This window comes from Pseudomonas sp. NPDC008258, from assembly GCF_042956345.1.
Lineage (GTDB): Bacteria > Pseudomonadota > Gammaproteobacteria > Pseudomonadales > Pseudomonadaceae > Aquipseudomonas.
Window position 1 is genome coordinate 135,404 of the sequence record NZ_JBIBGE010000010.1, and the last position, 23,455, is coordinate 158,858.

Here is a 23,455-nt window from a genome sequence, read left to right on the forward strand (position 1 = left end):
GGACTGATGTCAAAATGCCAATTGAAACCAAGGTGCCCGCTCAGCCCCCGCGTACGCTAGAGGCCTGGGTAAAGCTGCTAGAGAGTGTTCGCATCCCCGTGCCGAAGCACAGCTACGACCGGGTCATGGCCGCCATCAACGATAGCCGCCGCTCGCTGCGCGATATCGCCGAACTGATGCAGGATAGCCCGGCACTGGTGCTGTCGGTGATGCGCGAAGCCAATCACCCCACCAATGCCAGCCAGGCCGAGCCCGCCGAAAGCCTGGAGGTTGCCCTTAATCGCCTGGGCCTGGCACGCACCGAACAGTTGCTCAAGCGCCTGCCCTCGGTACCCACCGAAGAAATCCCGCCGGTGCTCAGCCAGTTCCAGCTGATCAGCCAGCACGCTTCGCAGCAGGCCAGCGGCCTGTTCGCCAGCCGCCTGGCACGGCTGTGGCAGGAAATTCACTGGGGCAGCCTGCTGTTCCTGTCGCCCCTGTGGCCGCTGGCACTGGCTTACCCCAAACTGCTCGACACCTGGGAGCTGCGGGTTATCCACAAAGGCGAGGACGCTGCCCATGTGGAAGAAGAGTTGTTTGGCGTACGCATCATGGCGCTGTGTCAGACCATGGCAGAGTACTGGCGCCTGCCCCAGTGGGTGACCCAGGGTTACCGCCTGCTGCTGGAAGAACGCGAACAACTGGCCCTGGTACTGAACATCGCCCGCGACGAAGACCTGCTCAGCCAGCAGCATCGCCTGGACGCCGAGCCCGGCCTGCGCCGCTGGTTCAACCAGCCGGCCAATACCGTGCTGCTGGCCAACAACCTGGCCCTGGCCGCACAGGTGGGCTGGGACAACCCGCATTTGCTGCGCTGGCAACTGCTGACCGCGCTGTACCTGCAGACGTCGCTGGAAGACGTGCAGCAGCAAGTGCACCAGCAAGCGGCCGCCAGCGCCCGCCGCCACGCCCGGCATGCCCTGTTCCACCCGGCCGAGGCGCTGATCTGGCCCTGGCACCAGCGCCGCCCGCACCCGGACATGCTGGCCCCGCCGCCGCCCAGCAGCGACGACCTGGCGCGCTGGCGCAAGCTGTGCCAGGACCTGTTGGCCCAGCCCAGCCCGTTTACCAACACCGTGCACCTGGCCACCCAGGCCCTCGAAGCCCTGCTGGCCTGCGGCATGCAACGCATCATGCTGCTGAGCCTGGACAAGGCCAGCGACTACCTGCGCGTGCAGCAGGCCGCCGGCCTGCCCAAAGAGGCCGGGGCCCTGGCCCTGCAGGTATCGCAGAACAAACTGCTGCAAAAACTGCTGTCCCAGGCCGGGCAATTGCGCATCACCCCGCAGAACCACACCCAGTTCTCGGCACTGCTACCGGCACCTCTGCGTGCCTTGTTCCGCAGCGAGCACGTGCTGCTGCGCTCGCTGGCGGTAAACGACCAGGTACTGATGCTGATGGTGGCTGACCAAGGTTGCCGGCCATTGGCCGACATCAGCGTCCAAGCCTTCGGCAAGACCGCGCAATGCACCGAGCGGGCGCTGTCGGTGTTTGCCAACCGCAAGGGCTGAGCCTTGCGCTACAATCGCCCCTCTTTCCACACTGGAGACCGTGGATGACTGACTTTTCCGGCCTGCCCCTGGTGATCGAAGCCGCGGACCTGCTGCCACGCCTGGATTCACCACAGCTGATCCTGGTCGACCTGAGCAGCGCCAACCGCTACGTCAGCGGGCATATCCCCGGCGCACGCTTTGTCGAAGGCAAGCGTACCCAGCTTGGCCAGCCTCCCGCGCCCGGCCTGCTGCCGGCCCTGGGCGACCTGGAAAAACTGTTCAGCGAACTCGGCCACCGCAGCGACGCCGTGTATGTGGTGTATGACGATGAAGGCGGCGGCTGGGCCGGGCGTTTCATCTGGCTGCTCGACGTGATCGGCCATAAGCATTACCACTACCTCAACGGCGGTATCCAGGCCTGGCCAGCTGACAAGCTGGGCACCGAGGTGCCCGCCAACGGCAACACCCCGGTGCGCCTGCATATCGACGGCGCACCCACCGCCACCCGCGAATACCTGCAAAGCCGCCTGGGCGCCGATGACCTGGTCATCTGGGACGCGCGCGGCCCGCAGGAATTCAGCGGCGAAAAGGTGCTGGCAGCCAAGGGGGGCCATATCCCCGGCGCGATCAACTTCGAGTGGACCGCCGGCATGGACCTCAACGACCACCTGCGCATCCGCAAGGACATCAAACAGGTCCTTGAGCAACTGGGCATCACCCCTGACAAGGAAGTGATTACCCACTGCCAGACCCATCGCCGCTCCGGTTTCACTTATCTGGTGGCCAAGGCCCTTGGTTACCCACGCGTCAAGGCCTATGCCGGCTCGTGGAGCGAATGGGGCAACCACCCGGACACGCCTGTAGAAGTTTAAGGAACCTGCATGAAATCCCGTCTGTTCATCATCAGCCAGTACCTGCTGCCGCACCACCTGCTGTCGCGGTTGGCCGGCTGCATTGCCGAGTGCCGCGCGCGCTGGTTCAAGAATGCCTTCACCGCCTGGTTCGCCAAGCGTTACCAGGTGAACATGTCCGAGGCCCTGGTCGAGGACTTGAGTGCCTACGAGCACTTCAATGCGTTCTTCACCCGCGCCCTGAAGCCAGGTGCCCGCCCACTGGACGAAACGCCGGGCGCCATCCTGTGCCCGGCCGACGGCGCTGTAAGCCAACTCGGCCCGATCGAGCATGGCCGCATCTTCCAGGCCAAGGGCCACGGTTTCAGCGCGCAAGAGCTGCTGGGCGGTGACCCGGCCATGGCCGCACCGTTCATGGGCGGCGAGTTTGCCACCATCTACCTGTCGCCCAAGGACTACCACCGCGTGCACATGCCGCTGGCCGGTACCCTGCGCGAAATGGTCTACGTGCCTGGCCGCCTGTTCTCGGTCAACCAGACCACCGCAGAGAACGTTCCAGAGCTGTTCGCCCGCAACGAGCGCGTAGTCTGCCTGTTCGACACCGAGCGCGGCCCGATGGCCGTGGTGCTGGTGGGGGCGATGATCGTCGCCTCGATCGAAACCGTGTGGGCCGGGCTGGTCACGCCGCCCAAGCGTGAGCTGAAGACCTTCCGTTACGACGAAGCCAGCCGTGCACCGATCCATCTGGAGAAAGGTGCCGAACTGGGTCGCTTCAAGCTGGGCTCGACCGCCATCGTGCTGTTCGGGCCAGAGCAGGTGAAATGGGCTGAGAACCTGGGCGCAGGCTCCGCAGTGCGCATGGGCCAGCTGTTGGCGGCGCCTGCGCAGGCTTGATTGCGGTTTTTGCTTTGAGGTGATTGGCGCGATTTTTTCTGCGCCTATGAGACCGAGCGCCGCCCGCGCGGCGCATCGCGAGCAAGCTCGCTCCTACATCTGTTTAGGGCCAGTATTGCCTGTGCCAGCGCGCGCGACCGCCTTGTTGGTCCCTCACGATATCGAGCGGAACGCCAAGGGCCCGCACGCCTCAACCTCAGGAATAATTGGCCCGAAACAAATGTAGGAGCGAGCTTGCTCGCGATGCGCCGCGCGGGCGGCGCTCGATCTCACAAGCGCTGAAGCTCCACCGCCAAACTAGCCGCGCGCGTCGCGGTCGCGCAGGCCCAGCAGGTACAGCACGCCATCCAGCCCAAGGGTGGAAATGGCCTGCTTGGCCGACTGGCGCACCAGCGGCTTGGCGCGGAACGCTACGCCCAAACCGGCCAGCGAAAGCATTGGCAGGTCGTTGGCACCGTCACCCACGGCAATGGTCTGCTCCAGCTGCAAACCTTCTTCGATGGCCAGTTTCTGCAGCAGCTCGGCTTTGCGCTGGGCATCAACGATCGGCTCCACAGCCACCCCGGTCACCTTGCCGTCGACCACTTCCAACTCGTTGGCAAATACGTAGTCAATGCCCAGGCGCGCCTGCACCTGGCGGGCAAAGTAGGTAAAGCCACCGGACAGGATCGCGGTTTTGTAGCCCAGGCGCTTGAGCTCGGCGAACAGGTTTTCGGCGCCCTCGGTCAGCCGCAGCGAAGCGCCGATTTCGTCCAGCACGCCCACATCCAGGCCCTTGAGCAGTGCCATGCGCTCCTTGAAGCTGGCGCGGAAGTCCAGCTCGCCGCGCATGGCGCGTTCGGTGATGGCCGCCACCTGCTCACCCACGCCTGCCGCCTTGGCCAGTTCATCGATGACTTCGGCTTCGATCAGCGTCGAGTCCATGTCGAACACCGCCAGGCGACGGTTGCGACGGAACAGGTCGTCCTTCTGGAAGGCAATGTCGATGCTCAGTTCTTCCGCCAGCGCGAAGAAATCGGCACGCAGGGCCTGGGCATCGCTTGGCACGCCGCGCACGGAGATCTCGACTGCTGCCTTGCCCTTGTCGGTTTCAACATCCAGCGCCACACGCGCCGACAGGCGCTCGATGCGCTCGATGGTGAGGCCGTACTGGCTGATCACCGCACTTACCCGCTGCAGCTGCTCGGGGGTGATCTTGCGGCTGAGCAGGGTCACGATGTGGCGCGCTTCGCCGTGGCCGTCGGCCCACTGCTGGTAATCTGCCTCGGAAATCGGCGTGTAGCGGGCCTGCAGGTTCAGTTCGTGAGCCTTGGCCTGCACGCTTTGCAGCAGCGCGGTAGCCACTTCGTTGTCCGGGATGTCGACCAGAATGCCAAACGACAAGGTGCCGTGCATGACCGCCAGGCCGATGTCGAGGATACTCACACCGCCCTGCAGCAGGACGCCGGTGATAGCCGCAGTGAGACCGGGACGGTCCTCACCGGTGATGTTGATCAGGACGATTTCGCGCACAACCTGGCTCCGACTTCGATGAAAAATGCGCATTCTACCGATTTTCCATGACCATCGGGCGCCAACGATACTTTGCCGACAAAACCCGTGTCGCTATACTGCCCCACACTTCATGCCATTAAGAGCCGAGCTCAGTGAACCGGCCCACGCCCGTCAAAGCAGACAACTTCTTCCTGATGATCTATCGTGCCCTGAGTCAACGTCGCGTGCCGCTGGCACTGCGCATCGCCTGCACCAACATCTTCCTGGTGGCGCTGGCACTGGTGATCTATGCCTGTGTGATGGGCCTGCAGTTCAAGCAGGCCATGCACGAGCAGGCCGACGCCCTGGGCCAGAGCCTGACTACCCAGACCGCGACGTCGGCGACCGAGCTGCTGGTGGCCAATGACATCCTCAGCCTCAACGTGCTGCTCGGCAACCTGGTGAAGAACCCGCTGGTGGCCCATGCGGCGATCTACAGCGTGGACAACCGCATCCTCGCCGAGGCCGGCCAGCGCCCGCGCAACAGCCTGCTGGGTGAAGCCGAAGGCCTGTACCAGACCAAGATCACCTTCCAGGACGTGACCGCCGGGCAACTGCGCATCAGCCTGGACATGAGCCAGTTCCAGCAGCCGATGCTGATCAGCCTGCAGAGCATGGGCATCCTTGCTGCCATTTTGCTGGTGCTCGCCCTTACGCTCAGCCTGCGCCAAGGCCGCTTCATCACCCTGCCGCTGCTGCAGCTGCGGGTGTGGCTGCGCGACCCGCAACCCTACACCCCGGCCACCGACCGCCAGGACGAGATTGGCGACATTGCCCGCCAGCTGCATGCACGCCTGGCGCCGCCGCCACCGCCAGAGCCCGAGCTGGAGGAAGAGGACGACGAGCAGTACGACGACGTGCACGAGGCTGCCCCGAAGGCAGCGCCGCGCGCCAAGGCTGTAGCGCAAGATGACGACGATGACGAGGCCTTTGCCGGCCTTCTGGACGATGACAGCGCGCCCCAGGCCGCAGCGGTGGAGTCCGACGAGCCTCAGTACAGCGCCGTACTGGCCGTGCAACTGGGCTCGCAGGAGCAACTGCGCCGCCTGCCACGCACACGCCTCACCGAACTGACCGAACGCTACCGCGATTGCCTGGAGCACGCGGCCTCGCTCTACGACGGTGAAACCCACACGCTGAATGACGGCAGCACCCTGGTGCTGTTCCACAGCCGTGAATGTGGCGAAGACTACCTGACCAACGCCATCTGCTGCGGCGAGCTGCTGCGTGCCCTGGGCCACGCCCTGCAGATTGAAGTGGCCGACAGTGGCATCACCCTGCAATTGCAGCTGGGCCTGGCCCTGGGCAACGACCTGCAAGGGCTGGAGATGGTGGACCTGCTGATGGCCGAGAAGGCCCAGGACGCCCTGGCGCTTTCGCAGCACAGCCGCAACCTGTTGCTGGTGGAGCGGCAGATCAGCGATGACACGCTGATTCGCCAACGTGCGCGCATTCGCCCGATTGCCAGCCCTGAAGGCGCCTGCTGCGTGGAGCGTTTGATGGAGCCCTACCCGTCGATGCTGGAGCGGCAACTGGCGCGCATGCACGAACGCCGGGCCTGAAATTGAAACCCAGGGGCCGCTCTGCGGCCCATCGCCGGCAAGCCAGCTCCCACAGGTACAGCGCAGCCTTTGGGTGTTGCGCGGTCCTGTGGGAGCTGGCTTGCCGGCGATGGGCTGCAGAGCAGCCCCCTGTAGTTTCAGCCAGCCACAAAAAAGCCCGCATGATCGCGGGCTTTTTTGTATCTGGCTGTTCGATCAGAACCGATAGACTTCCATATCGGTACGAATCGGCGAGGCCATAGGGATCTTGGATTTCTCCGGTTCCTTCTTCACCTGCACCGGGGCAGCGGGCTTTTTCGGAGCTTCTTCAACAATTGCAGGCTGATTGGCCAGCGGCTTTACCGCAGTGCTCAGTTGCTCAGCCAGCTTCTGCAGCAGTTGGCCCTGGGCCTGCACCTGCGACGACTCGCTGCCCTCGTGCGGCTGCTCAAGGTGAACGATGCGGTTGTCACGCACGTGCCCGCGACGATCCAGCAGGCGCCATTGGGCGTCCAGGATTGCCGGCTGGTTCTTGCCCGAATCCAGGCGGGTGATCGACAGCAATACTTGCACATCCGGGCTGAAGCCGGCCGTTGCAGGGGCCAGCACCACACGCTGGCTGTCCAGGCGCCAGGCCAGCTGACGTACCAGCAACTGGTCAATATCGGACGAAAGGCTGCCCGCCCAGCGACCGTCGGTCGCCGCGCTCAGGCTGCCATCGGCCTGACGCTGCAGGAACGTCTCCCGCTGCAGGTAATCGGCCACCGATACCGGGCCGAGTACCACGGCCATGCCTGCACTCTGCGAAGGCTGGCCAGGATCACCACTGTCGAGCTGATACAGGGCAACCGGCTGGTGCATGGTGCACCCGCCCAGGCCCAGCAGGCCAGTCATCAACAGCGCAAATGGAAGGCGCAGAAATTTCATCATCCCATCCAGGCGGTCGCCTACAGGCACACCGCAGTGATACATATAGATTCAAACGGGCACACGACTACGCCGGCACCGCGAGGGCCATATCATCCGCGAAATAACCGTCCGACTCCAGCATTTCTGCCCGGAACGGCGCTGAAATTGCCGTTCCAGACATTTCTGCCGGTTACGCCGGCACTTCCACCAGCAACCCGTCGACGCGCTGGAACCCGCGTGGCAGCTTGCTGCCGCGCCGTCCCCGCTCGCCCTTGTAGTGTTCCAGGTCGTCTCCTTTCAGAGACAGGGTACGCTTGCCCGCTTGCAATACAAGGGTTGCACCTTCGGCAATCACCGCCAGATCGGTGACAAATTCTTCACGGCTGGCCACCCGGTCACCCGGCACACCAATAATCTTGTTGCCCTTGCCTTTGCCCAGCTGCGGCAAGTCGCTGACCTTGAACACCAGCAGACGGCCTTCGGTGGTCACGGCAGCCAGCCAGTCCTGCTCGCGGTCGGCCACCGGGCGCGGGGTCATGACCTTGGCCCCGTTGGGCAGGCTGAGCAAGCCCTTACCGGCCTTGTTCTTCGCCTGCAGGTCTTCGCCCTTGACCACAAAGCCGTAGCCGGCATCGGACGCCACCACATAAAGCGCGTCATCGTCCGGCAGCAGCACGCATTCGAAGGTGGCCCCCGGTGGCGGCGTCAGGCGGCCGGTCAGCGGTTCGCCCTGGCCACGTGCCGATGGCAAGCTGTGAGCAGCCAGCGAGTAGCTGCGGCCGGTGGAGTCGATCAGCACGGCAAACTGGTTGGAGCGCCCCGCTGCGGCGGCCTTGAAGCCATCGCCAGCCTTGTACGACAGGCCGGTGGCGTCGATGTCATGGCCTTTGGCGCAGCGCACCCAGCCCTTCTCCGACAGCACCACGGTAACGGGCTCGGTCGGCATCAGTTCGTTTTCTGACAGCGCCTTGGCTTCGGCGCGCTCGACGATTGGCGAGCGGCGGTCGTCGCCATAGGTTTCGGCATCCTTGATCAGCTCGCTGCGCACCAGCTTGCGCAGTTTGGCCTCGCTGCCCAGCAGGGCCTGCAACTTGGCTTGCTCTTTAAGCAGTTCGTCCTGTTCACCACGGATTTTCATCTCTTCCAGACGCGCCAGCTGCCGCAGGCGGGTCTCGAGAATGTATTCGGCCTGAATTTCGGTCAGGTCAAAACGGGCGATCAGCGCCTGTTTGGGGTGCTCCTCGGTACGAATGATGTGGATCACTTCGTCCAGGTTGAGGAAGGCGGTGAGCAAACCATCCAGCAGGTGCAGACGCTTCTCGACCTTGTCCAGGCGGTGCTGCAGGCGGCGGCGAACGGTTTGGGTACGGAACTCGAGCCACTCCACCAGGATCGCACGCAGGTTCTTCAACTGCGGCCGGCCATCAAGGCCGATGATATTGACGTTGACCCGGTAGCTGCTTTCAAGGTCGGTGGTGGCGAACAAGTGCTGCATCAGCTCGTCGGCATCCACGCGGTTGGAGCGCGGGATGATGACGATACGGCACGGGTTCTCATGGTCCGACTCGTCCCGCAGGTCGGCGACCATCGGCAACTTCTTGGCCTGCATCTGCGCAGCGATCTGCTCCAGCACCTTGGCCCCGGAGACCTGGTGCGGCAGCGCGGTGACCACGATGTCGCCATCCTCGACGCGGTAGACAGCGCGCATGCGGATCGAGCCACGGCCGCTTTCGTACATCTTGAGGATTTCCGCCCGCGGCGTGACGATTTCCGCCTCGGTCGGGTAGTCCGGCCCCTGGATGTGCTCACACAGCTGCTCGATGGTGGCCTTGGGCTCGTCGAGCAGGCGCACACAGGCGCTGGCCACTTCACGCAGGTTGTGCGGCGGCACGTCGGTCGCCATACCCACGGCAATACCCGTGGTGCCGTTGAGCAGGATATTGGGCAGGCGCGCCGGCAGCACGGCCGGTTCCTGCAAGGTGCCGTCGAAATTCGGCACCCAGTCCACGGTGCCCTGGCCGACTTCGCTCAGCAGCACTTCTGCATAGCGCGACAAACGCGCCTCGGTGTAACGCATGGCGGCAAACGACTTCGGATCGTCAGGCGCACCCCAGTTGCCCTGGCCGTCGACCAGGGTGTAACGATAGCTGAATGGCTGCGCCATCAGCACCATGGCCTCGTAGCAGGCCGAGTCACCGTGGGGGTGGAACTTGCCGAGCACGTCACCGACGGTACGCGCCGACTTCTTGTGCTTGGCATCGGCATCGAGCCCCAACTCGCTCATGGCATAGACGATGCGTCGTTGCACCGGCTTCAGGCCATCGCCAATGTGCGGCAGGGCGCGGTCCATGATCACGTACATGGAGTAGTTGAGGTAGGCCTGTTCGGTGAAGTCAGCCAGCGAGCGGCGTTCTACGCCATCCAGGCTGAGTTCCAGTGAGTCGCTCATGCGGGCCTCGTCATTTCAGGTTCTGGCGCAACAGCATGGTGCCGCCGCGCTGGGTAAATTCAAGTTGTTTCAGGGCACTCATGCCCAGTAATACGGTTTGCCCTTCCAGGCCCGGCACCACGGTGGCGCGTACATCCTGCAGGCGGATGTCGCCCAGTTGCAGGTTGGCCAGGCGCGTGCGATAGCCTTCGGTGCGGCCGTTGGCGGTGCTGAGCAACACCGAACTGCCACGCTCAAGGCCCAGCTCGCGGGCCAACGCTTCGGGGATCGCCACGTCGGTGGCGCCGGTGTCGAGCATGAAATGCACCACCTGGCCATTGATCGCACCATCCACCACGAAGTGACCCTGGCCGTTGCTGAGCAGGCGCACTTCGATAAAGCCTTCGCCATGCTCGGACTGCACCTGGGTGTTGGGGTAGCGCTGGTTGTCTTCCCACTGGCCGAAAAAGCGCGTGGCAAGGAACATCGCCGCCGCCCAGGCGACGATCATCAGCACCCTCCCCGCACGCTTGCCCGGTGCCTGGCTCATGGCTTGGCGCTCCAGCCACCTTCAGGTGCGTCGAAGCGCCAGACGATCGGGCGGTTTTCACCATCGGCACGGTCGCCGTTGTTGTTGTCCAGGCCAATCCAGGCGCCCTTGCTGTCGATCACCAGCGCTTCGGCCAGCCCGAACGGCTGGTCATAGCGCCGCATGGGCTCCAGCGCCTCGGCGGCGAACGACCAGCAACGCTCGACCTTGCCGGTGTCGGCATCACGCCGGCAAACCCGGTAGGCGTTGCGTTCGAGGGTGAACAGCTTGCCCTCGAACAAGGCCAGGTCGGCAAAATCGCGCGACAGTGCACGGGCATTGGGCATTTGCGCCGGCTGCATCTCGACCCCGGCCTCGCTCAGCAGCACGCAGCTGCGCCCGCAAGTCCACACCGATTGCTGGCGCTCGATGGCCACCAGGCCACGGCGCTCACGTTCGGCCGCCAGCCACAGGCGGTCCCCCGCCGGGTTTATCGCCAGGCCTTCAAACAGGGCATTGAAGTTCAGCAGCATGCCGCTGGCGCGGGCCTGGCGCACCATGGCCGGGTCGATCCGCAACCAGTCCGGCTCGCCTTGCACCGGTAACTGCAACACCGCGGCATGGGCCTCGCTGACCAGGTACAGGTTACCCGCCTGATCACAGGTGATGCCTTCAAAGTCCAGCTCGCCACCGCGAATGTACGCTGCCGCCCAATTACGCGACTTCAGGCCCCACGGCAGGCCGCTTTCCGGCGGCGGTGGCGGGGTGAACGTCAGCGGCTGCGCGCGCCAGGTCAGGTTTTGCTGATCGAAGCGGTAGATGCGGTCGTCGTCGCGGTCGGACACGCCCCACAGCCCGCCGCGGCACTGCGCCAAGCCAGACAGGTTGCCACTGCGCATGCCGTCGATCGGGTGCTCGGCAGTCAGTTTCAGCTCTGGCCAGTTGCCCGCCAGGCTCGGCAGGGCAACCAGTGCAAGGCAAGCGGCAAGAAGCTGCCGAATCAAACCATGACCTCGGCCAGGTTACCCTTGGTTTCCAGCCAGCTCTTGCGATCACCTGCGCGCTTCTTGGCCAGCAACTTGTCCATCAGTTCGCAGGTAGCCTCGACGTCGTCCAGGGTCAGTTGCACCAGGCGTCGGGTGTTCGGGTCCATGGTGGTTTCACGCAGCTGTGGCGGGTTCATCTCGCCCAGGCCCTTGAAGCGTGTGACCTGCGGCTTGCCGCGTTTCTTCTCGGCTACCAGGCGGTCGAGGATGCCGTCACGCTCGGCCTCGTCGAGGGCGTAGTAGATTTCCTTGCCCAGGTCGATGCGGTACAGCGGCGGCATGGCCACGTACACATGCCCGGCCTCGACCAGCGCCCGGAAGTGCTGGACGAACAGCGCGCACAGCAGCGTGGCGATGTGCAGGCCGTCGGAGTCGGCGTCAGCCAGGATGCAGATTTTGCCATAGCGCAGCTGCGCAAGGTCGGTGGCACCCGGGTCGACGCCAATGGCCACGGCGATGTTGTGCACTTCCTGGCTGGCAAGCACTTCGCCACCGTCCACTTCCCAAGTGTTGAGGATCTTGCCGCGCAGCGGCAGGATTGCCTGGAACTCTTTGTCCCGCGCCTGCTTGGCCGAGCCACCTGCCGAGTCACCTTCTACCAGGAACAGCTCGGCACGCATCGGGTCCTGCCCGGCGCAATCGGCCAGCTTGCCGGGCAATGCCGGGCCTTGGGTGATGCGCTTGCGCTCGACCTTCTTGCTCGCCTTCAGGCGGCGCCCGGCGTTGCTGATGGCCAGCTCGGCCAGTTGCATGCCCAGTTCGGGGTGGGCGTTCAGCCACAGGCTGAAGGCATCCTTGACCACACCGGAAACGAACGCGGCCGCTTCACGCGACGACAGGCGCTCTTTGGTCTGCCCCGAGAACTGCGGCTCCTGCATTTTCATCGAGAGCACGAAGGAAATGCGCTCCCAGATATCCTCTGGCGCCAGCTTCACGCCCCGCGGCAGCAAATTGCGGAACTCGCAGAACTCGCGCATGGCATCCAGCAGGCCCTGACGCAGGCCGTTTACATGGGTGCCGCCCTGGGCCGTAGGGATCAGGTTGACGTAGCTTTCCTGGATGCTGTCGCCCCCTTCCGGCAACCACAGCAACGCCCAGTCTGCGGCTTCCTTGTTGCCCGCCAGGCTGCCGCAGAACGGCTCGTCAGGCAGGCGCTGGAACTCGCTGACCGAGTCGACCAGGTAGGAGCGCAGGCCATCCTCGTAGTGCCATTCGACCTTTTCGCCACTGGCCTTGTCCTCGAAGCTGACCAGCAAGCCCGGGCACAGCACGGCCTTGGCCTTGAGCACGTGCTTGAGGCGGCTGATGGAGAACTTGGGCGAGTCGAAGTACTTCGGGTCGGGGCTGAAGTAAACGCTGGTGCCGGTGTTGCGCTTGCCGACCGAGCCGACCACTTCCAGCTCGCTGGCCTTGAAGCCGTCGGCGAACGTCATCTGGTATTCGTTGCCGTCACGTTTGACGCGCACGCGCACCTGGGTCGACAGGGCGTTGACCACCGAAATGCCCACACCGTGCAGGCCGCCAGAGAACTGGTAGTTCTTGTTGGAGAACTTGCCGCCAGCGTGCAGCTTGGTGAGGATCAGCTCGACCCCGGACACGCCCTCTTCCGGGTGGATGTCCACCGGCATGCCGCGGCCATCGTCGCTGACTTCCAGCGAGTGGTCGGCGTGGAGGATGACCTGCACAGAGCGGGCGTGACCGGCCAGGGCTTCGTCGACGCTGTTGTCGATGACTTCCTGGGCCAGGTGGTTGGGGCGGCTGGTATCGGTGTACATGCCCGGCCGCTTGCGGACCGGGTCAAGCCCCGAGAGGACTTCGATGGCGTCTGCGTTATAGGCGCTAGCGCTGGGATTGGCCATAGGGTCTCTTCGTCAGTCTGGTGAATGCAAAAAAAGTCAAAATACAGAAAAGTCGAGCGCCGCATACTGCCCGCGGGCAATACCGGCGAAGGCCAGCAGGGCTGGCAAGTGCTCGACAAAACCCTGGAAGCTGTGATCACCACCGGCCTGGATGCGCAGGGCACAGGCACGGTAATAGTGCTCGGCGTGGCGATAGTCCAGGGTTTCATCGGCGGTCTGCAGCCACACTTGATAGCGGCTGGCATCTACCGGGGCCGGTACTTCCAGCTCGGCCAGGGCCTGCACGTGATCGAGGGTCAGCTCCCAGGTTTCATCGGTGTAGTGATTACGCTGGGTACCCAGGTAACCGTCGAAATGCTTGTGCGGGGTTACCGCCGGGTTGACCAGCAGGGCCTTGAGGCCATGCTGCTCGGCCAGCCAGGTGGCATAGTAGCCGCCGAGCGAACTGCCCACCAGTAATGGCGCGCCGAGTTCGGCGATGGCTGCCTCGAGCTGGACGATGGCCTGGCGCGGGTGGTGGTGCAGGGCGGGCACGCGTAGCTGGGCCGACAGGCCCAGTTGCTGCATCACAGCTTCGAGTTGGCGCGCCTTGGTTGAAAGCGGCGAGCTGTTGAAGCCATGGATATAGAGGATGGAACCCGACATGCTGCCCCCGGAGTCTGTGGCTTCGCGCCTGATGATGCGGGCGCAGGGACGCGCAGTGTAGCGCGTTCGCCGGGTTTTGACGCAGGGTCACGGGTTTCGCAACAATTTCTTCACCGAGCACCGCAGCAAGGCTGGACCTGTGGGAGCGGGCGTGTCGAGGCGTCGAACCGCCGCGAACACCGGCGCAGCCGGTGCCATCCACCGCATTGAATTCTTCGCGGGCACGCCCGCTCCCACAGGGATTTGTGCAGATTTCGAGTGTTTTAATAACCTGGGCTGTCGAAGTCGAGCTTCACTTCAAAGTCCCGCGCCCGCTCCACCCCGGTCTCCAGCCGCCCGTCGGCATGCAGGCGCAGCCAGCGGTACCCAGGCTGCTCTTCGCTCACCTTGAAATCTTCGCTGCGGGCCGCGAACTGAATGCAGGTCGAAGGCGTAGCCAGCAGGCGCCGACCATCGCGCACTTCATCCCACTCCTGATGAACGTGCCCCCACAGCAACGCTCGCACCTGTGGGTAACCTTCAATGATGTCAAACAGTGCCTGGGCATTGCGCAAGCCGATCGGGGCGATCCAGGCGCAGCCGATGTCTACCGGTTGATGGTGGAAACACACCAGGCAATGGCGCTCGCCCGCCCCTTTCAGCGCGGCCTCCAGCACTGCCAGCTGGTCATCTTCCAGCCAGCCATGGGTGGCGCCATGCACCGCCGTGTTGAGCATCACAATACGCCAGGCGCCAATATCGGTTACCGCCTGCACCAGCTCCGGCGCCACTTCGGCCATGACCCGGGCCTCATCATGGTTGCCCGGCAGCCAACGGCTGGGTACGCCAAACGGCGCAGTCAGCTCACGAAAAGCCTCATAAGAAGCAACGCTGGCATCCTGGGACAAATCGCCCGTGCACAACAGCAAGTCGACAAGCGGTTGCTCGCGCCGCACCTGGGCAACCACATGGCGCAGGCTGTCACGGGTCTTGAGGCCCAGCATGCTGCCGGCCGGGTCGGCGAAAAGATGGGCGTCGGTCAGTTGCACCACATGTACAGGGCGCGTGTGGTCTGCATGCATGTCAGCGAACGCTTGCCAGTTCGTGGCCACAGGCCAGGCAGTGGCTCAGCCATTCACCGAGGAACAGGTTGAGCTGGGCCTTTTCGTCCGGCTGGTGCATGGCTGCGTTCGGATACGGGTAGATACTGCGCAGGCGCCGCGCGTGTTCGGCGCTGACCACTTCGGCCATGCGTGCATCGTGGTACACCTGCACTTCCAGGTGCGGCACCGGCAGCCACGGCAGGCTGTGCTCCTGGCGCACATGCAGGGTGGTGGTGTAGGGGCAGGCCAGCACCACGTCCAGCACCAGCACGCCGAGCATCTGGTCGCCTTGGGTCATGCCGATACGGCGCGAGCTCTGGGTGGTGCGCATGTCGGGCAACAGGCGCATCAGCCGGGCGTAGTTGGCCTCGCAGGCAGCCTGCAGCCCGACCAGGTCGACTCGATAACGCTCGCGCAGCAGGTTCACTTCCACATACCTCGTACTTCGTCACGGTTCAGCGCCAGCCATTGCAGGCCGATGATGGTCGCCGCGTTGCAGATGCGCCCGTCGCGCACGGCCTGCAAGGCGTCCTCGAACGACCACACGCGCACGCGAATGTCTTCGCCTTCTTCTTCAAGGCCATGCAGCCCCCCGGCGCCCTCGCTGGTGCAACGGCCAAGGAACAGGTGAACGTATTCATCACTGCCGCCGGGGGACGGGAAGTAGCGGGTCATCGGCCACAGGGCGCTGAACGTCAGGCCGGCTTCTTCCTCGGCTTCGCGGTGGGCGACTTCCTCGGGTTGCTCATCCTTGTCGATCAGCCCGGCAACCATCTCGATCAGCCAAGGGTTACCGACCTTGTCCAGCGCGCCGACGCGGAACTGCTCGATCAGCACCACTTCATCGCGCAACGGGTCGTAAGGCAGCACACACACTGCATCGTGGCGCACGAACAGTTCACGGCTGATCTCGCGGCCCATGCCCCCGGCAAACAGCTCGTGGCGCAGGTGCACCTTGTCGAGCTTGTAGAAGCCCTGGAAGCAGTTGGCCCGCTTGACGATCTCGACCGCCTTGGGCACCGAATTCAACGTGTCTGACATGGAAATCCTCGTTACCTCAATTACCGCATCGCGCCATCCTACTCTGCACGCTTTCGCGTTTCACCCCTTTCCGGCAACCGTTCGCACACTCAGGACAGCTCGCCTTCACTCTGTTAGCTTAGTGGCGAACTGAAGGCCGCGCAGACGGTCAAAGGCCGACTTTTCCCTGTTCTGCAAGGATCATCATGACACTTGTCAAACTGACTTCCGTGGCCGTGCTGGCACTCGCTCTGGGCGCCTGCCAGAGCCTGTTCACGCCCAACTACCGGGCCCCGCTCGAGGTCAAGCGCGACGCCTGGGAGCATGTCAAACCCGGCTGCAGCGAAAGCGACTGCCCGCTGGTGAACATCGACATGGTCCACTTCCCGGCCCTGCCCAAACTCGACGCCATTGTCGAAAAACGCCTGCTGCAACTGACCGAAGATAATCAGCATGGCACCGCGCCAGCCACCTTGCAGGCCTACGAGCAGCAATACCTGGCCAGTGCCGACAAGCGTAACAGCAGCTATTTGCAAGCCAAGGTACGCGAGCAGCATGACGGGCTGGTGATCGTCGAGTTGTCCAGCTACCTGGACAGTGGTGGCGCCCACGGCATGCCGGGGCGCGGTTTCATCAACTATTCGCGCAAGCTGGACAAGGTGCTGACCCTGCAGGACATGCTGGTGCCCGGCCAGGAAGACACCTTCTGGAAAACCGTCGAGGAGTCTCACCGTGCCTGGCTGATGAGCGTGGGCATGGACAAGGACGCCGAGTTCGTCAAAACCTGGCCGTTCAAGAAGTCGCCGCACATCGCCCTGACGTACGGCGCAGTGGTGGTCAAGTATGAGGTCTACGCTATCGCGCCCTATTCCATGGGCCACGTGGAGCTGAAGATCCCATACCCACGCCTGAATGGCGTACTCAAGCCTGAACTGTTTCCCGGCCGCGGCTGAAGCTCAGCAGCCCGTGCAGCAACCCTGCCAGCACCAGTGCCGGCAGGGTTGCGCCGAAGTCCGGCGCTTGCGTGGCGATGACATGGTAAGCCGTTACGCCGACCACCCAAGCCACCAGTGCCTGCCAGTGCAAACCACCTACCTGAGCCGGCAGGCGACGGCGACGGATCACGTAGTGGTCCATCAACACCACGCCAAACAGTGGCGCGAACACCGAGCCGATCAGCAACAGGAAGTTCTCGTACTGGGCCAGGGGCGCCAGCAGGGCGATGAGGGTGCACAGCACGCCGACGGCCAGCGCCAGGTGCTCGACCTTCAGCGGTAGCAGCACACCGGTGGAAACTGCAGCCGAGTGGATGTCGGCAAAGGCCTTTTCAGACTCGTCCAGCAGAATGAGCAGCAGCGGGATACCCATGCCGGCGCCCGCCAGGGCCAGCAGCAGGGCATTGACTTCACCACTGGCAGCGAAGGCCAGTGTGTAGGCCACGCCCAGGCTCATCAGCCAGGTATTGCCGATGAAGTAGCCCACTACCGTGCCGCCGAACACATGCTTGCCATTGCGGGCGAAGCGCGAGTAGTCGGCGATCAGCGGCAGCCAGGACAGCGGCATGGCAATGGCGATATCAAAGCCGACCGCCAGCGACATCGAGCCGTCCCCGGCGCGGTTCCACAGCGCAGCCAGGTCGGCCTTGGCGAACAGGTTCCAGGTCAGCCAGATGCACGCACCCAGCAGCAACCAGATACCCCAGGCACGCAGCACCTTGCGCACGAAGGCCAATGGCCCGCTGACGGCCAGCAGGGTGGCCAGGGCGCCGAAACACACGGTCCAGAGCATCGGGCTGTTCCAGGCACTGTCTTCGCCAAACGTGCGTGCACCCAGCAAGCTGGCAGCATCGCGCATGACGATGATCTCGAACGCACCCCAGCCCACCAGTTGCAGCAGGTTGAGCAGCGCCGGCAAACGCGCGCCGTGGCTGCCCAGGCTGAGTTTCAGGGTGCCCATGGCAGACAGGCCGGTGTCGCTGCCGATAACCCCGGCCGCCCCCAGCAACAGCACACCGACACCGGTGCCCAGGGCGATGGCCAGCACTGCACCGGCAAGGCCAAGACCTGGCGCCAACATGGCGCCGACTTGCAGCACCATCAGGCCGATGCCGAGGGAAAACCACAGCGAGAAGAGATCGCGGGCGCCGAAGATGCGCTGGTGGTTGGGGACCGGGTGGTCGGGTGAGAACTGGCTGGGGGTGGTCATTGTTATGTTCGCCGGAAAAAGTAGGAGTTGCAGACTGCATCTTGTGGGAGCGGGCATGCCCGCGAAGCAAGTACCGCGGTGCATGGCAAGGGCTTCGCCCTTGTTCGCGGCGGTTCGACGCCTCGACGCGCCCGCTCCCACAGAGAAAGAGGCTGCGGATTAGACTTTGTGGTACAGCTGGCTGCCTTCCTGGCGGAACCGCTCGGCCTGCTCGCGCATGCCCTCTTCGACCGACACGTCCACCGTCTCGATCCTGGCGGCGTATTCACGCACTTCCTGGGTGATCTTCATCGAGCAGAACTTCGGCCCGCACATCGAGCAGAAGTGCGCGACCTTGGCCGATTCCTTCGGCAGGGTCTCGTCGTGGAAGGCGCGCGCTGTGTCCGGGTCCAGGCCGAGGTTGAACTGGTCTTCCCAGCGGAACTCGAAGCGTGCCTTGGACAAGGCGTTGTCACGAATCTGCGCGCCCGGGTGGCCCTTGGCAAGGTCGGCGGCATGTGCGGCGATCTTGTAGGTGATGATGCCGGTTTTCACGTCGTCCTTGTTCGGCAGGCCCAGGTGCTCCTTGGGCGTGACGTAGCAGAGCATGGCGCAACCGAACCAGCCGATCATCGCCGCGCCAATACCCGAAGTGATGTGGTCGTAGCCCGGGGCAATGTCGGTGGTCAGCGGGCCGAGGGTGTAGAACGGCGCCTCGTCGCAGCACTCCAGCTGCTTGTCCATGTTCTCCTTGATCAGCTGCATCGGCACGTGGCCCGGGCCTTCGATCATGCACTGCACATCGTGCTTCCAGGCGATCTTGGTCAGCTCGCCGAGGGTTTCCAGCTCACCGAACTGCGCGGCGTCGTTGGCGTCGGCAATCGAGCCAGGGCGCAGGCCGTCGCCCAGCGAGAAGCTGACGTCGTAGGCCTTCATGATTTCGCAGATTTCGTCGAAGTGGGTGTACAGGAAGTTTTCCTTGTGGTGCGCCAGGCACCACTTGGCCATGATCGAGCCACCACGGCTGACGATGCCGGTAACGCGCTTGGCGGTCAGCGGCACATAGCGCAGCAGCACACCGGCGTGGATGGTGAAGTAGTCCACGCCTTGCTCGGCCTGCTCGATCAGGGTGTCGCGGAACAGCTCCCAGGTCAGGTCTTCGGCCACGCCGTTGACCTTTTCCAGCGCCTGGTAGATCGGCACGGTACCGATCGGCACCGGCGAGTTGCGGATGATCCACTCACGGGTTTCGTGAATGTGCTTGCCGGTAGACAGGTCCATGACCGTGTCCGAGCCCCAGCGGATGCCCCAGGTCAGCTTGGCCACTTCTTCCTCGATCGAGGAGCCCAGCGCGCTGTTGCCGATGTTGCCGTTGATCTTCACCAGGAAATTGCGGCCGATGATCATCGGCTCCACTTCCGGGTGGTTGATGTTGGCCGGAATGATCGCGCGGCCGCGGGCAACTTCCTCGCGGACGAATTCGGGGGTGATTTCTTTCGGGATGTTGGCACCGAAGCTGTGGCCTGCGTGCTGCTCCTTGAGCAGACCGGCGGCGCGGGCCTCTTGCAGCTTCATGTTTTCGCGGATGGCCACGTACTCCATCTCTGCGGTGATGATGCCCTGGCGGGCATAGTGCATCTGCGAGACGTTGGCGCCCGCCTTGGCCCGACGCGGGTTGCGCACGTGGGCGAAGCGCAGCTTGGCCAGCTCGGCGTCGTTCAGGCGCTGCTGGCCGAAGTCGGAGCTCAGGCCGGCGAGGCGCTCGGTGTCACCCCGTGCCTCGATCCAGGCCGAGCGCACATCGCCCAGGCCTTTGCGTACGTCGATGATCACATTGGGGTCGGTGTACGGGCCGGACGTGTCGTAGACCAGTACCGGGGCGTTGGTTTCGCCACCAAAATCGGTAGGGGTATCGTCCAGGCTGATTTCGCGCATGGGTACGCGGATGTCCGGACGCGAGCCTTCGACATAGATCTTGCGCGAACGGCGGAACGGTTGCACGGACTGCTGATCGACTTGCGCCGATTCGCTGAGGTTGATCGCTTTTTCTTGTTTGGTCATCACAGGCTCTCCAGACGGCTTCCTAGCAGTGGAATGTCGGGGGAGAACCTGAAAGACGCGGACGCACCCCTTGACGGGTGCAGTGCCGGATACGGGGGTGCCTGAAGCTGCATGCAGCTGCGACATTCCCGGACCTGGCACAAGAGGCTCCCCGGGAAGGCGAGCAATCTTGTTCCCTACGCAGGCGCTAACCTGATCAGGTTCAACGGGATCCGCACCTCTGCGATCTCAGCCTTTGCTTCAAGGCACCCCGACAAGAACATGCGCAGTCTAAGCTGGAGTGGTCGGCAAAGCCAAGCGGGTAAATGCGCGATTGATGAAAGGCACACCAGGCGATTGTTGCCGGGGGCGCATGGCACTACACTGGCCCGTCGCTCGATACTCAACAGTTCAGTAATTACTTTCGTACAAGGATTGCCTCTATGCTGCGCAAACTCTCACTGGCGATAGCCGTGTCTTGTGCGTCCAACGGAGTGGTCTGGGCAGCGGACATGCCCCCAACAGTGAAGACCGACTTGGTCAGCGTCTATCAGGAGGCCGTGGACAACAACGCCGACCTGGCCGCTGCCCGCGCCGATTATGGCGCCCGCCGCGAAGTGGTGCCCCAGGCCCGCGCCGGACTGTTGCCAAACCTGTCGGCTGGCGCCGAAATGATGAACACCCGCACCAAGCTGGACGAGCCGTCCATCACCTCCAACCGCAGCGGCAACTCGTGGAGCGCAACCCTGGCCCAGCCAATCTTCCGCGCTGACCGCTGGTTCCAGTTGCAGGCAGCCGAGGCAGTCAACGAGCAGGCTGCGCTGGAGCTGTCGGCCACTGAACAGAACCTGATCCTGCAGACTGCGCAGAATTACTTCGCCGTGCTGCGCGCCCAGGACAACCTGGCCGCCACCAAGGCCGAGGAAGCCGCGTTCAAGCGCCAGCTGGACCAGTCCAACGAGCGTTTCGATGTGGGCCTGTCGGACAAGACCGACGTGCTGCAATCCCAGGCCAGCTACGACACGGCCCGGGCCAACCGGATCATTGCCGAGCGCCAGGTGCAGGATGCCTTTGAAGCGCTGGTCACCCTGACCAACCGTGAATACACCTCGATTCAAGGCGTGGTGCATACCCTGCCCGTGCAGGTGCCAACGCCAAACGACGCCAAGGCCTGGGTCGAAACCGCCGGGCGCCAGAACCTCAACCTGCTGGCCACCAACTATGCGGTTTCTGCCGCCGAAGAAACCCTGCGCCAGCGCAAGGCTGGCCACGCGCCGACGCTGGATGCGGTGGCGAAGTATCAAAAGGGTGACAACGACAGCCTCGGCTTCACCAACCCCTCGCAACTGGGCGTGCGCTACAGCGGCGATGTCGAACAGACCAGCGTTGGCCTGCAACTGAACATCCCGATCTACAGCGGTGGCCTGACCAGCTCGCAGGTACGCGAGGCTTATCAGCGCCTGAGCCAGAGCGAACAGCAGCGCGAAAGCCTGCGCCGCCAGGTGGTGGAGAACACCCGCAACCTGCACCGCGCGGTGAACACCGACGTGGAGCAGGTACAGGCACGCAAGCAGTCGATCATCTCCAACCAGAGTGCGCTGGAGGCCACTGAAATCGGTTACCAGGTCGGTACCCGCAACATCGTTGATGTGCTTGATGCCCAGCGCCAGCTGTATACCTCGGTGAGGGATTACAACAACAGCCGCTATGACTACATCCTCGACAACCTGAGCCTGAAGCAGGCGGCCGGTACGTTGAGCCCACAGGATCTGCAGGACCTGGGGCGGTACCTGAAAGCCGACTACAACCCGGACAAGGACTTCTTGCCGCCGGACCTGGCTGCAGCTGCCGCCAAGAACTTTGAGCGTAGGCCTTGAGATAGGTACTGGCTTCTTCGCGGGCTCGCCCGCTCCCACAGGGATTGCGCAGCCCTCGAACCCTGCATCAATCCTGTGGGAGCGGGCGAGCCCGCGAAGAAGCCAACGCAAATATCAGCGGATTAGCGCAGCCAGGCCATCGAGCAAGCGCTGCAACGCACCTTGATTGGCCCGCATCACCGCCCTGCCCGCCTCGCCCATGCGCTGCGCATCCTGCGGCAACTCCACCAGCCGCCGTACCGCCCCGGCCAGCCCGTCGGCATCGTCCACCTGCTGCAACGCCCCTGCCTCGCGCAGCATCGCGCTGATTTCAAGGAAGTTGAACACATGCGGCCCCATGATCACCGGCAAGGCCAGCGCCGCCGGCTCCAGCGGGTTGTGACCACCGGTTGCCACCAGGCTGCCGCCGACAAAGGCAATGTCGGCCAAGGCGTAAAGGAACAGCAACTCGCCCATGGTGTCGCCAAGCAGTACCTGCGTCTGCGCATCGACCGGGGCGCCGGCAGAGCGGCGCACGGTCGTGAACTGCTCGCTGCAAAGCGCATGCACCGCGTTGAAGCGCTCGGGGTGGCGCGGTACCAGGATCAGCAAGGCATCACCATGCACCTGCAACAACTGCCGGTGCGCCTGCAGGACCAACGCGTCCTCACCTTCATGGGTGCTGGCCGCAATCCACACCGGGCGCTGCTGCGCCCCCCACTGCGCACGCAATGCCTTGGCACGGGGTAGCAGTTGCTCATCGATCTTCAGGTCGAACTTGATCGAACCGGTGACCTGCACGCACTCAGGACGCGCACCCAGATCACGGAAGCGCTGCGCCTCGGTTTGCGTTTGCACGGCGATCAGGCTCATCTCTGCCAGCATCGGCCGGGTCAGCTTGGCAAAGCGCCCATAACCACGCGCCGAGCGCTCGGACAGACGCGCATTGGCCAGCGCCACGGGAATACCGCGTTTGGCACACTGGTGGATGTGATTGGGCCACAGCTCGGTTTCCATGATGATGCCCAGTTTGGGCTGCACATGGTCGAGAAAACGCCCGGCCGCCCACGGCAGGTCGTAGGGCAGGTAGCAATGCTGCAGGCGCGGTTCGTCGGCGAACATGGCGCGAATGCGCTCGGAACCGGTCGGTGTCATGCAGGTAAGCGTGATCGGCAACTCGGGGTAGGCCTTGAGCAAGGCGCGCACCATGGGCGCGGCGGCAATGCTTTCGCCCACAGACACTGCATGCACCCAGATGCCACCTTGGCGCATGACTGGCAGCTTGAACGCAAAGCGCTCGCCGATACGCTGGCCATAGGCCGGCGCCTTGCGTGCGCGCAGGTACAGGCGCAGCGCGACCAGCGGCAGGCCCAGGTGAAACAGCAAGGTATAGAGAGTTCTGTTCATGGGGGCGGAGTGTACTAGGAACCAGCTTGGCAGAGACCAGCTGACCGCAAAACATCTACTTATTCACCCCGCCTTGGACGGTTGCCTTGCTTCGTCACC

The 23,455-nt window shown here is 63.8% G+C and carries 19 protein-coding genes and 1 riboswitch; of the genes, 6 read left to right on the forward strand and 13 right to left on the reverse strand.

The annotated features are described in order from the left end of the window. The first annotated feature begins 14 nt into the window (after positions 1–14). The 3 genes from ACFY9W_RS10775 to asd are packed head-to-tail and all read left to right on the forward strand — an operon-like array spanning position 15 to position 3,277. Positions 15–1,550 carry an HDOD domain-containing protein gene (locus ACFY9W_RS10775; protein WP_391129511.1) on the forward strand — a complete coding sequence of 512 codons (1,536 nt, stop codon included), beginning with the start codon at positions 15–17 and terminating at the stop codon, positions 1,548–1,550. A gap of 44 nt (positions 1,551–1,594) precedes the next feature. Beyond that, positions 1,595–2,404 carry a rhodanese-like domain-containing protein gene (locus ACFY9W_RS10780; RefSeq protein ID WP_391129514.1) on the forward strand — a complete coding sequence of 270 codons (810 nt, stop codon included), beginning with the start codon at positions 1,595–1,597 and terminating at the stop codon, positions 2,402–2,404. Between the two features lie 9 nt (positions 2,405–2,413). Continuing rightward, positions 2,414–3,277, forward strand: a complete 864-nt coding sequence (gene asd, locus ACFY9W_RS10785) for an archaetidylserine decarboxylase (RefSeq protein WP_063423405.1) — start codon at positions 2,414–2,416, stop codon at positions 3,275–3,277. A gap of 297 nt (positions 3,278–3,574) precedes the next feature. Here the strand turns inward: asd and serB are convergent, their stop codons facing one another. Further along, positions 3,575–4,789 (reverse strand): phosphoserine phosphatase SerB, encoded by a 1,215-nt coding sequence (gene serB, locus ACFY9W_RS10790; RefSeq protein ID WP_391129517.1) that lies wholly within the window; start codon positions 4,787–4,789, stop codon positions 3,575–3,577. A 134-nt stretch (positions 4,790–4,923) separates the two neighbouring features. On the opposite strand from serB, the gene ACFY9W_RS10795 reads away from it, so the two are divergent. After that, positions 4,924–6,372 (forward strand): histidine kinase, encoded by a 1,449-nt coding sequence (locus ACFY9W_RS10795; protein ID WP_391129520.1) that lies wholly within the window; start codon positions 4,924–4,926, stop codon positions 6,370–6,372. Between the two features lie 195 nt (positions 6,373–6,567). Here the strand turns inward: ACFY9W_RS10795 and ACFY9W_RS10800 are convergent, their stop codons facing one another. From ACFY9W_RS10800 to ACFY9W_RS10840, 9 genes are all read right to left on the reverse strand, one after another. Further along, the gene (locus ACFY9W_RS10800) at positions 6,568–7,278 is read right to left on the reverse strand and encodes an ABC-type transport auxiliary lipoprotein family protein (RefSeq protein WP_391129523.1); all 711 of its coding nucleotides are present in this window, start codon (positions 7,276–7,278) and stop codon (positions 6,568–6,570) included. A 172-nt stretch (positions 7,279–7,450) separates the two neighbouring features. Next, a complete protein-coding gene (parC, locus tag ACFY9W_RS10805) occupies positions 7,451–9,709 on the reverse strand; it encodes a DNA topoisomerase IV subunit A (RefSeq protein ID WP_391129526.1) in 2,259 nt (752 codons plus the stop codon). Between the two features lie 10 nt (positions 9,710–9,719). Next, positions 9,720–10,238, reverse strand: a complete 519-nt coding sequence (locus ACFY9W_RS10810) for a TIGR02281 family clan AA aspartic protease (RefSeq protein ID WP_391129529.1) — start codon at positions 10,236–10,238, stop codon at positions 9,720–9,722. Continuing rightward, entirely contained in the window at positions 10,235–11,221 is a 987-nt protein-coding gene (locus tag ACFY9W_RS10815) for an esterase-like activity of phytase family protein (protein WP_391129532.1), read from the reverse strand. Before ACFY9W_RS10815 ends, ACFY9W_RS10810 begins: the two co-directional genes overlap by 4 nt. Further along, positions 11,218–13,122, reverse strand: coding sequence for a DNA topoisomerase IV subunit B (gene parE, locus ACFY9W_RS10820; protein ID WP_391129535.1), 1,905 nt, complete (start codon positions 13,120–13,122; stop codon positions 11,218–11,220). The genes ACFY9W_RS10815 and parE overlap by 4 nt, the downstream gene beginning before the upstream one ends. A gap of 36 nt (positions 13,123–13,158) precedes the next feature. Next, a complete protein-coding gene (locus tag ACFY9W_RS10825; protein ID WP_391129538.1) occupies positions 13,159–13,767 on the reverse strand; it encodes a YqiA/YcfP family alpha/beta fold hydrolase in 609 nt (202 codons plus the stop codon). A 263-nt stretch (positions 13,768–14,030) separates the two neighbouring features. Beyond that, positions 14,031–14,828 carry a 3',5'-cyclic-AMP phosphodiesterase gene (cpdA, locus tag ACFY9W_RS10830; protein WP_391129541.1) on the reverse strand — a complete coding sequence of 266 codons (798 nt, stop codon included), beginning with the start codon at positions 14,826–14,828 and terminating at the stop codon, positions 14,031–14,033. A 1-nt stretch (position 14,829) separates the two neighbouring features. Further along, the gene (locus tag ACFY9W_RS10835; protein WP_114170587.1) at positions 14,830–15,282 is read right to left on the reverse strand and encodes a DUF1249 domain-containing protein; all 453 of its coding nucleotides are present in this window, start codon (positions 15,280–15,282) and stop codon (positions 14,830–14,832) included. Further along, the gene (locus tag ACFY9W_RS10840) at positions 15,273–15,890 is read right to left on the reverse strand and encodes an NUDIX domain-containing protein (RefSeq protein WP_391129544.1); all 618 of its coding nucleotides are present in this window, start codon (positions 15,888–15,890) and stop codon (positions 15,273–15,275) included. Before ACFY9W_RS10840 ends, ACFY9W_RS10835 begins: the two co-directional genes overlap by 10 nt. 185 nt (positions 15,891–16,075) lie before the next feature. Between ACFY9W_RS10840 and ACFY9W_RS10845 the strand changes: the two genes are divergently transcribed. Next, on the forward strand, positions 16,076–16,822 hold the full coding sequence (locus ACFY9W_RS10845) for a DUF3298 domain-containing protein (RefSeq protein WP_391129547.1): 747 nt from the start codon (positions 16,076–16,078) through the stop codon (positions 16,820–16,822). Here ACFY9W_RS10845 and cytX read toward each other — a convergent pair. Then, positions 16,791–18,074, reverse strand: coding sequence for a putative hydroxymethylpyrimidine transporter CytX (gene cytX, locus ACFY9W_RS10850; RefSeq protein ID WP_391129550.1), 1,284 nt, complete (start codon positions 18,072–18,074; stop codon positions 16,791–16,793). The genes ACFY9W_RS10845 and cytX overlap by 32 nt on opposite strands. Positions 18,075–18,233: 159 nt before the next feature. Further along, positions 18,234–20,114, reverse strand: coding sequence for a phosphomethylpyrimidine synthase ThiC (gene thiC, locus ACFY9W_RS10855; RefSeq protein ID WP_391129552.1), 1,881 nt, complete (start codon positions 20,112–20,114; stop codon positions 18,234–18,236). 156 nt (positions 20,115–20,270) lie between these two features. Beyond that, positions 20,271–20,377: riboswitch (TPP riboswitch) on the reverse strand. A 159-nt stretch (positions 20,378–20,536) separates the two neighbouring features. Between thiC and ACFY9W_RS10860 the strand changes: the two genes are divergently transcribed. Then, positions 20,537–21,970 (forward strand): TolC family outer membrane protein, encoded by a 1,434-nt coding sequence (locus tag ACFY9W_RS10860; protein WP_391129555.1) that lies wholly within the window; start codon positions 20,537–20,539, stop codon positions 21,968–21,970. Positions 21,971–22,084: 114 nt separating this feature from the next. Here the strand turns inward: ACFY9W_RS10860 and waaA are convergent, their stop codons facing one another. Continuing rightward, positions 22,085–23,356 (reverse strand): lipid IV(A) 3-deoxy-D-manno-octulosonic acid transferase, encoded by a 1,272-nt coding sequence (waaA, locus tag ACFY9W_RS10865; RefSeq protein ID WP_391129558.1) that lies wholly within the window; start codon positions 23,354–23,356, stop codon positions 22,085–22,087. Positions 23,357–23,455 lie beyond the last annotated feature (99 nt).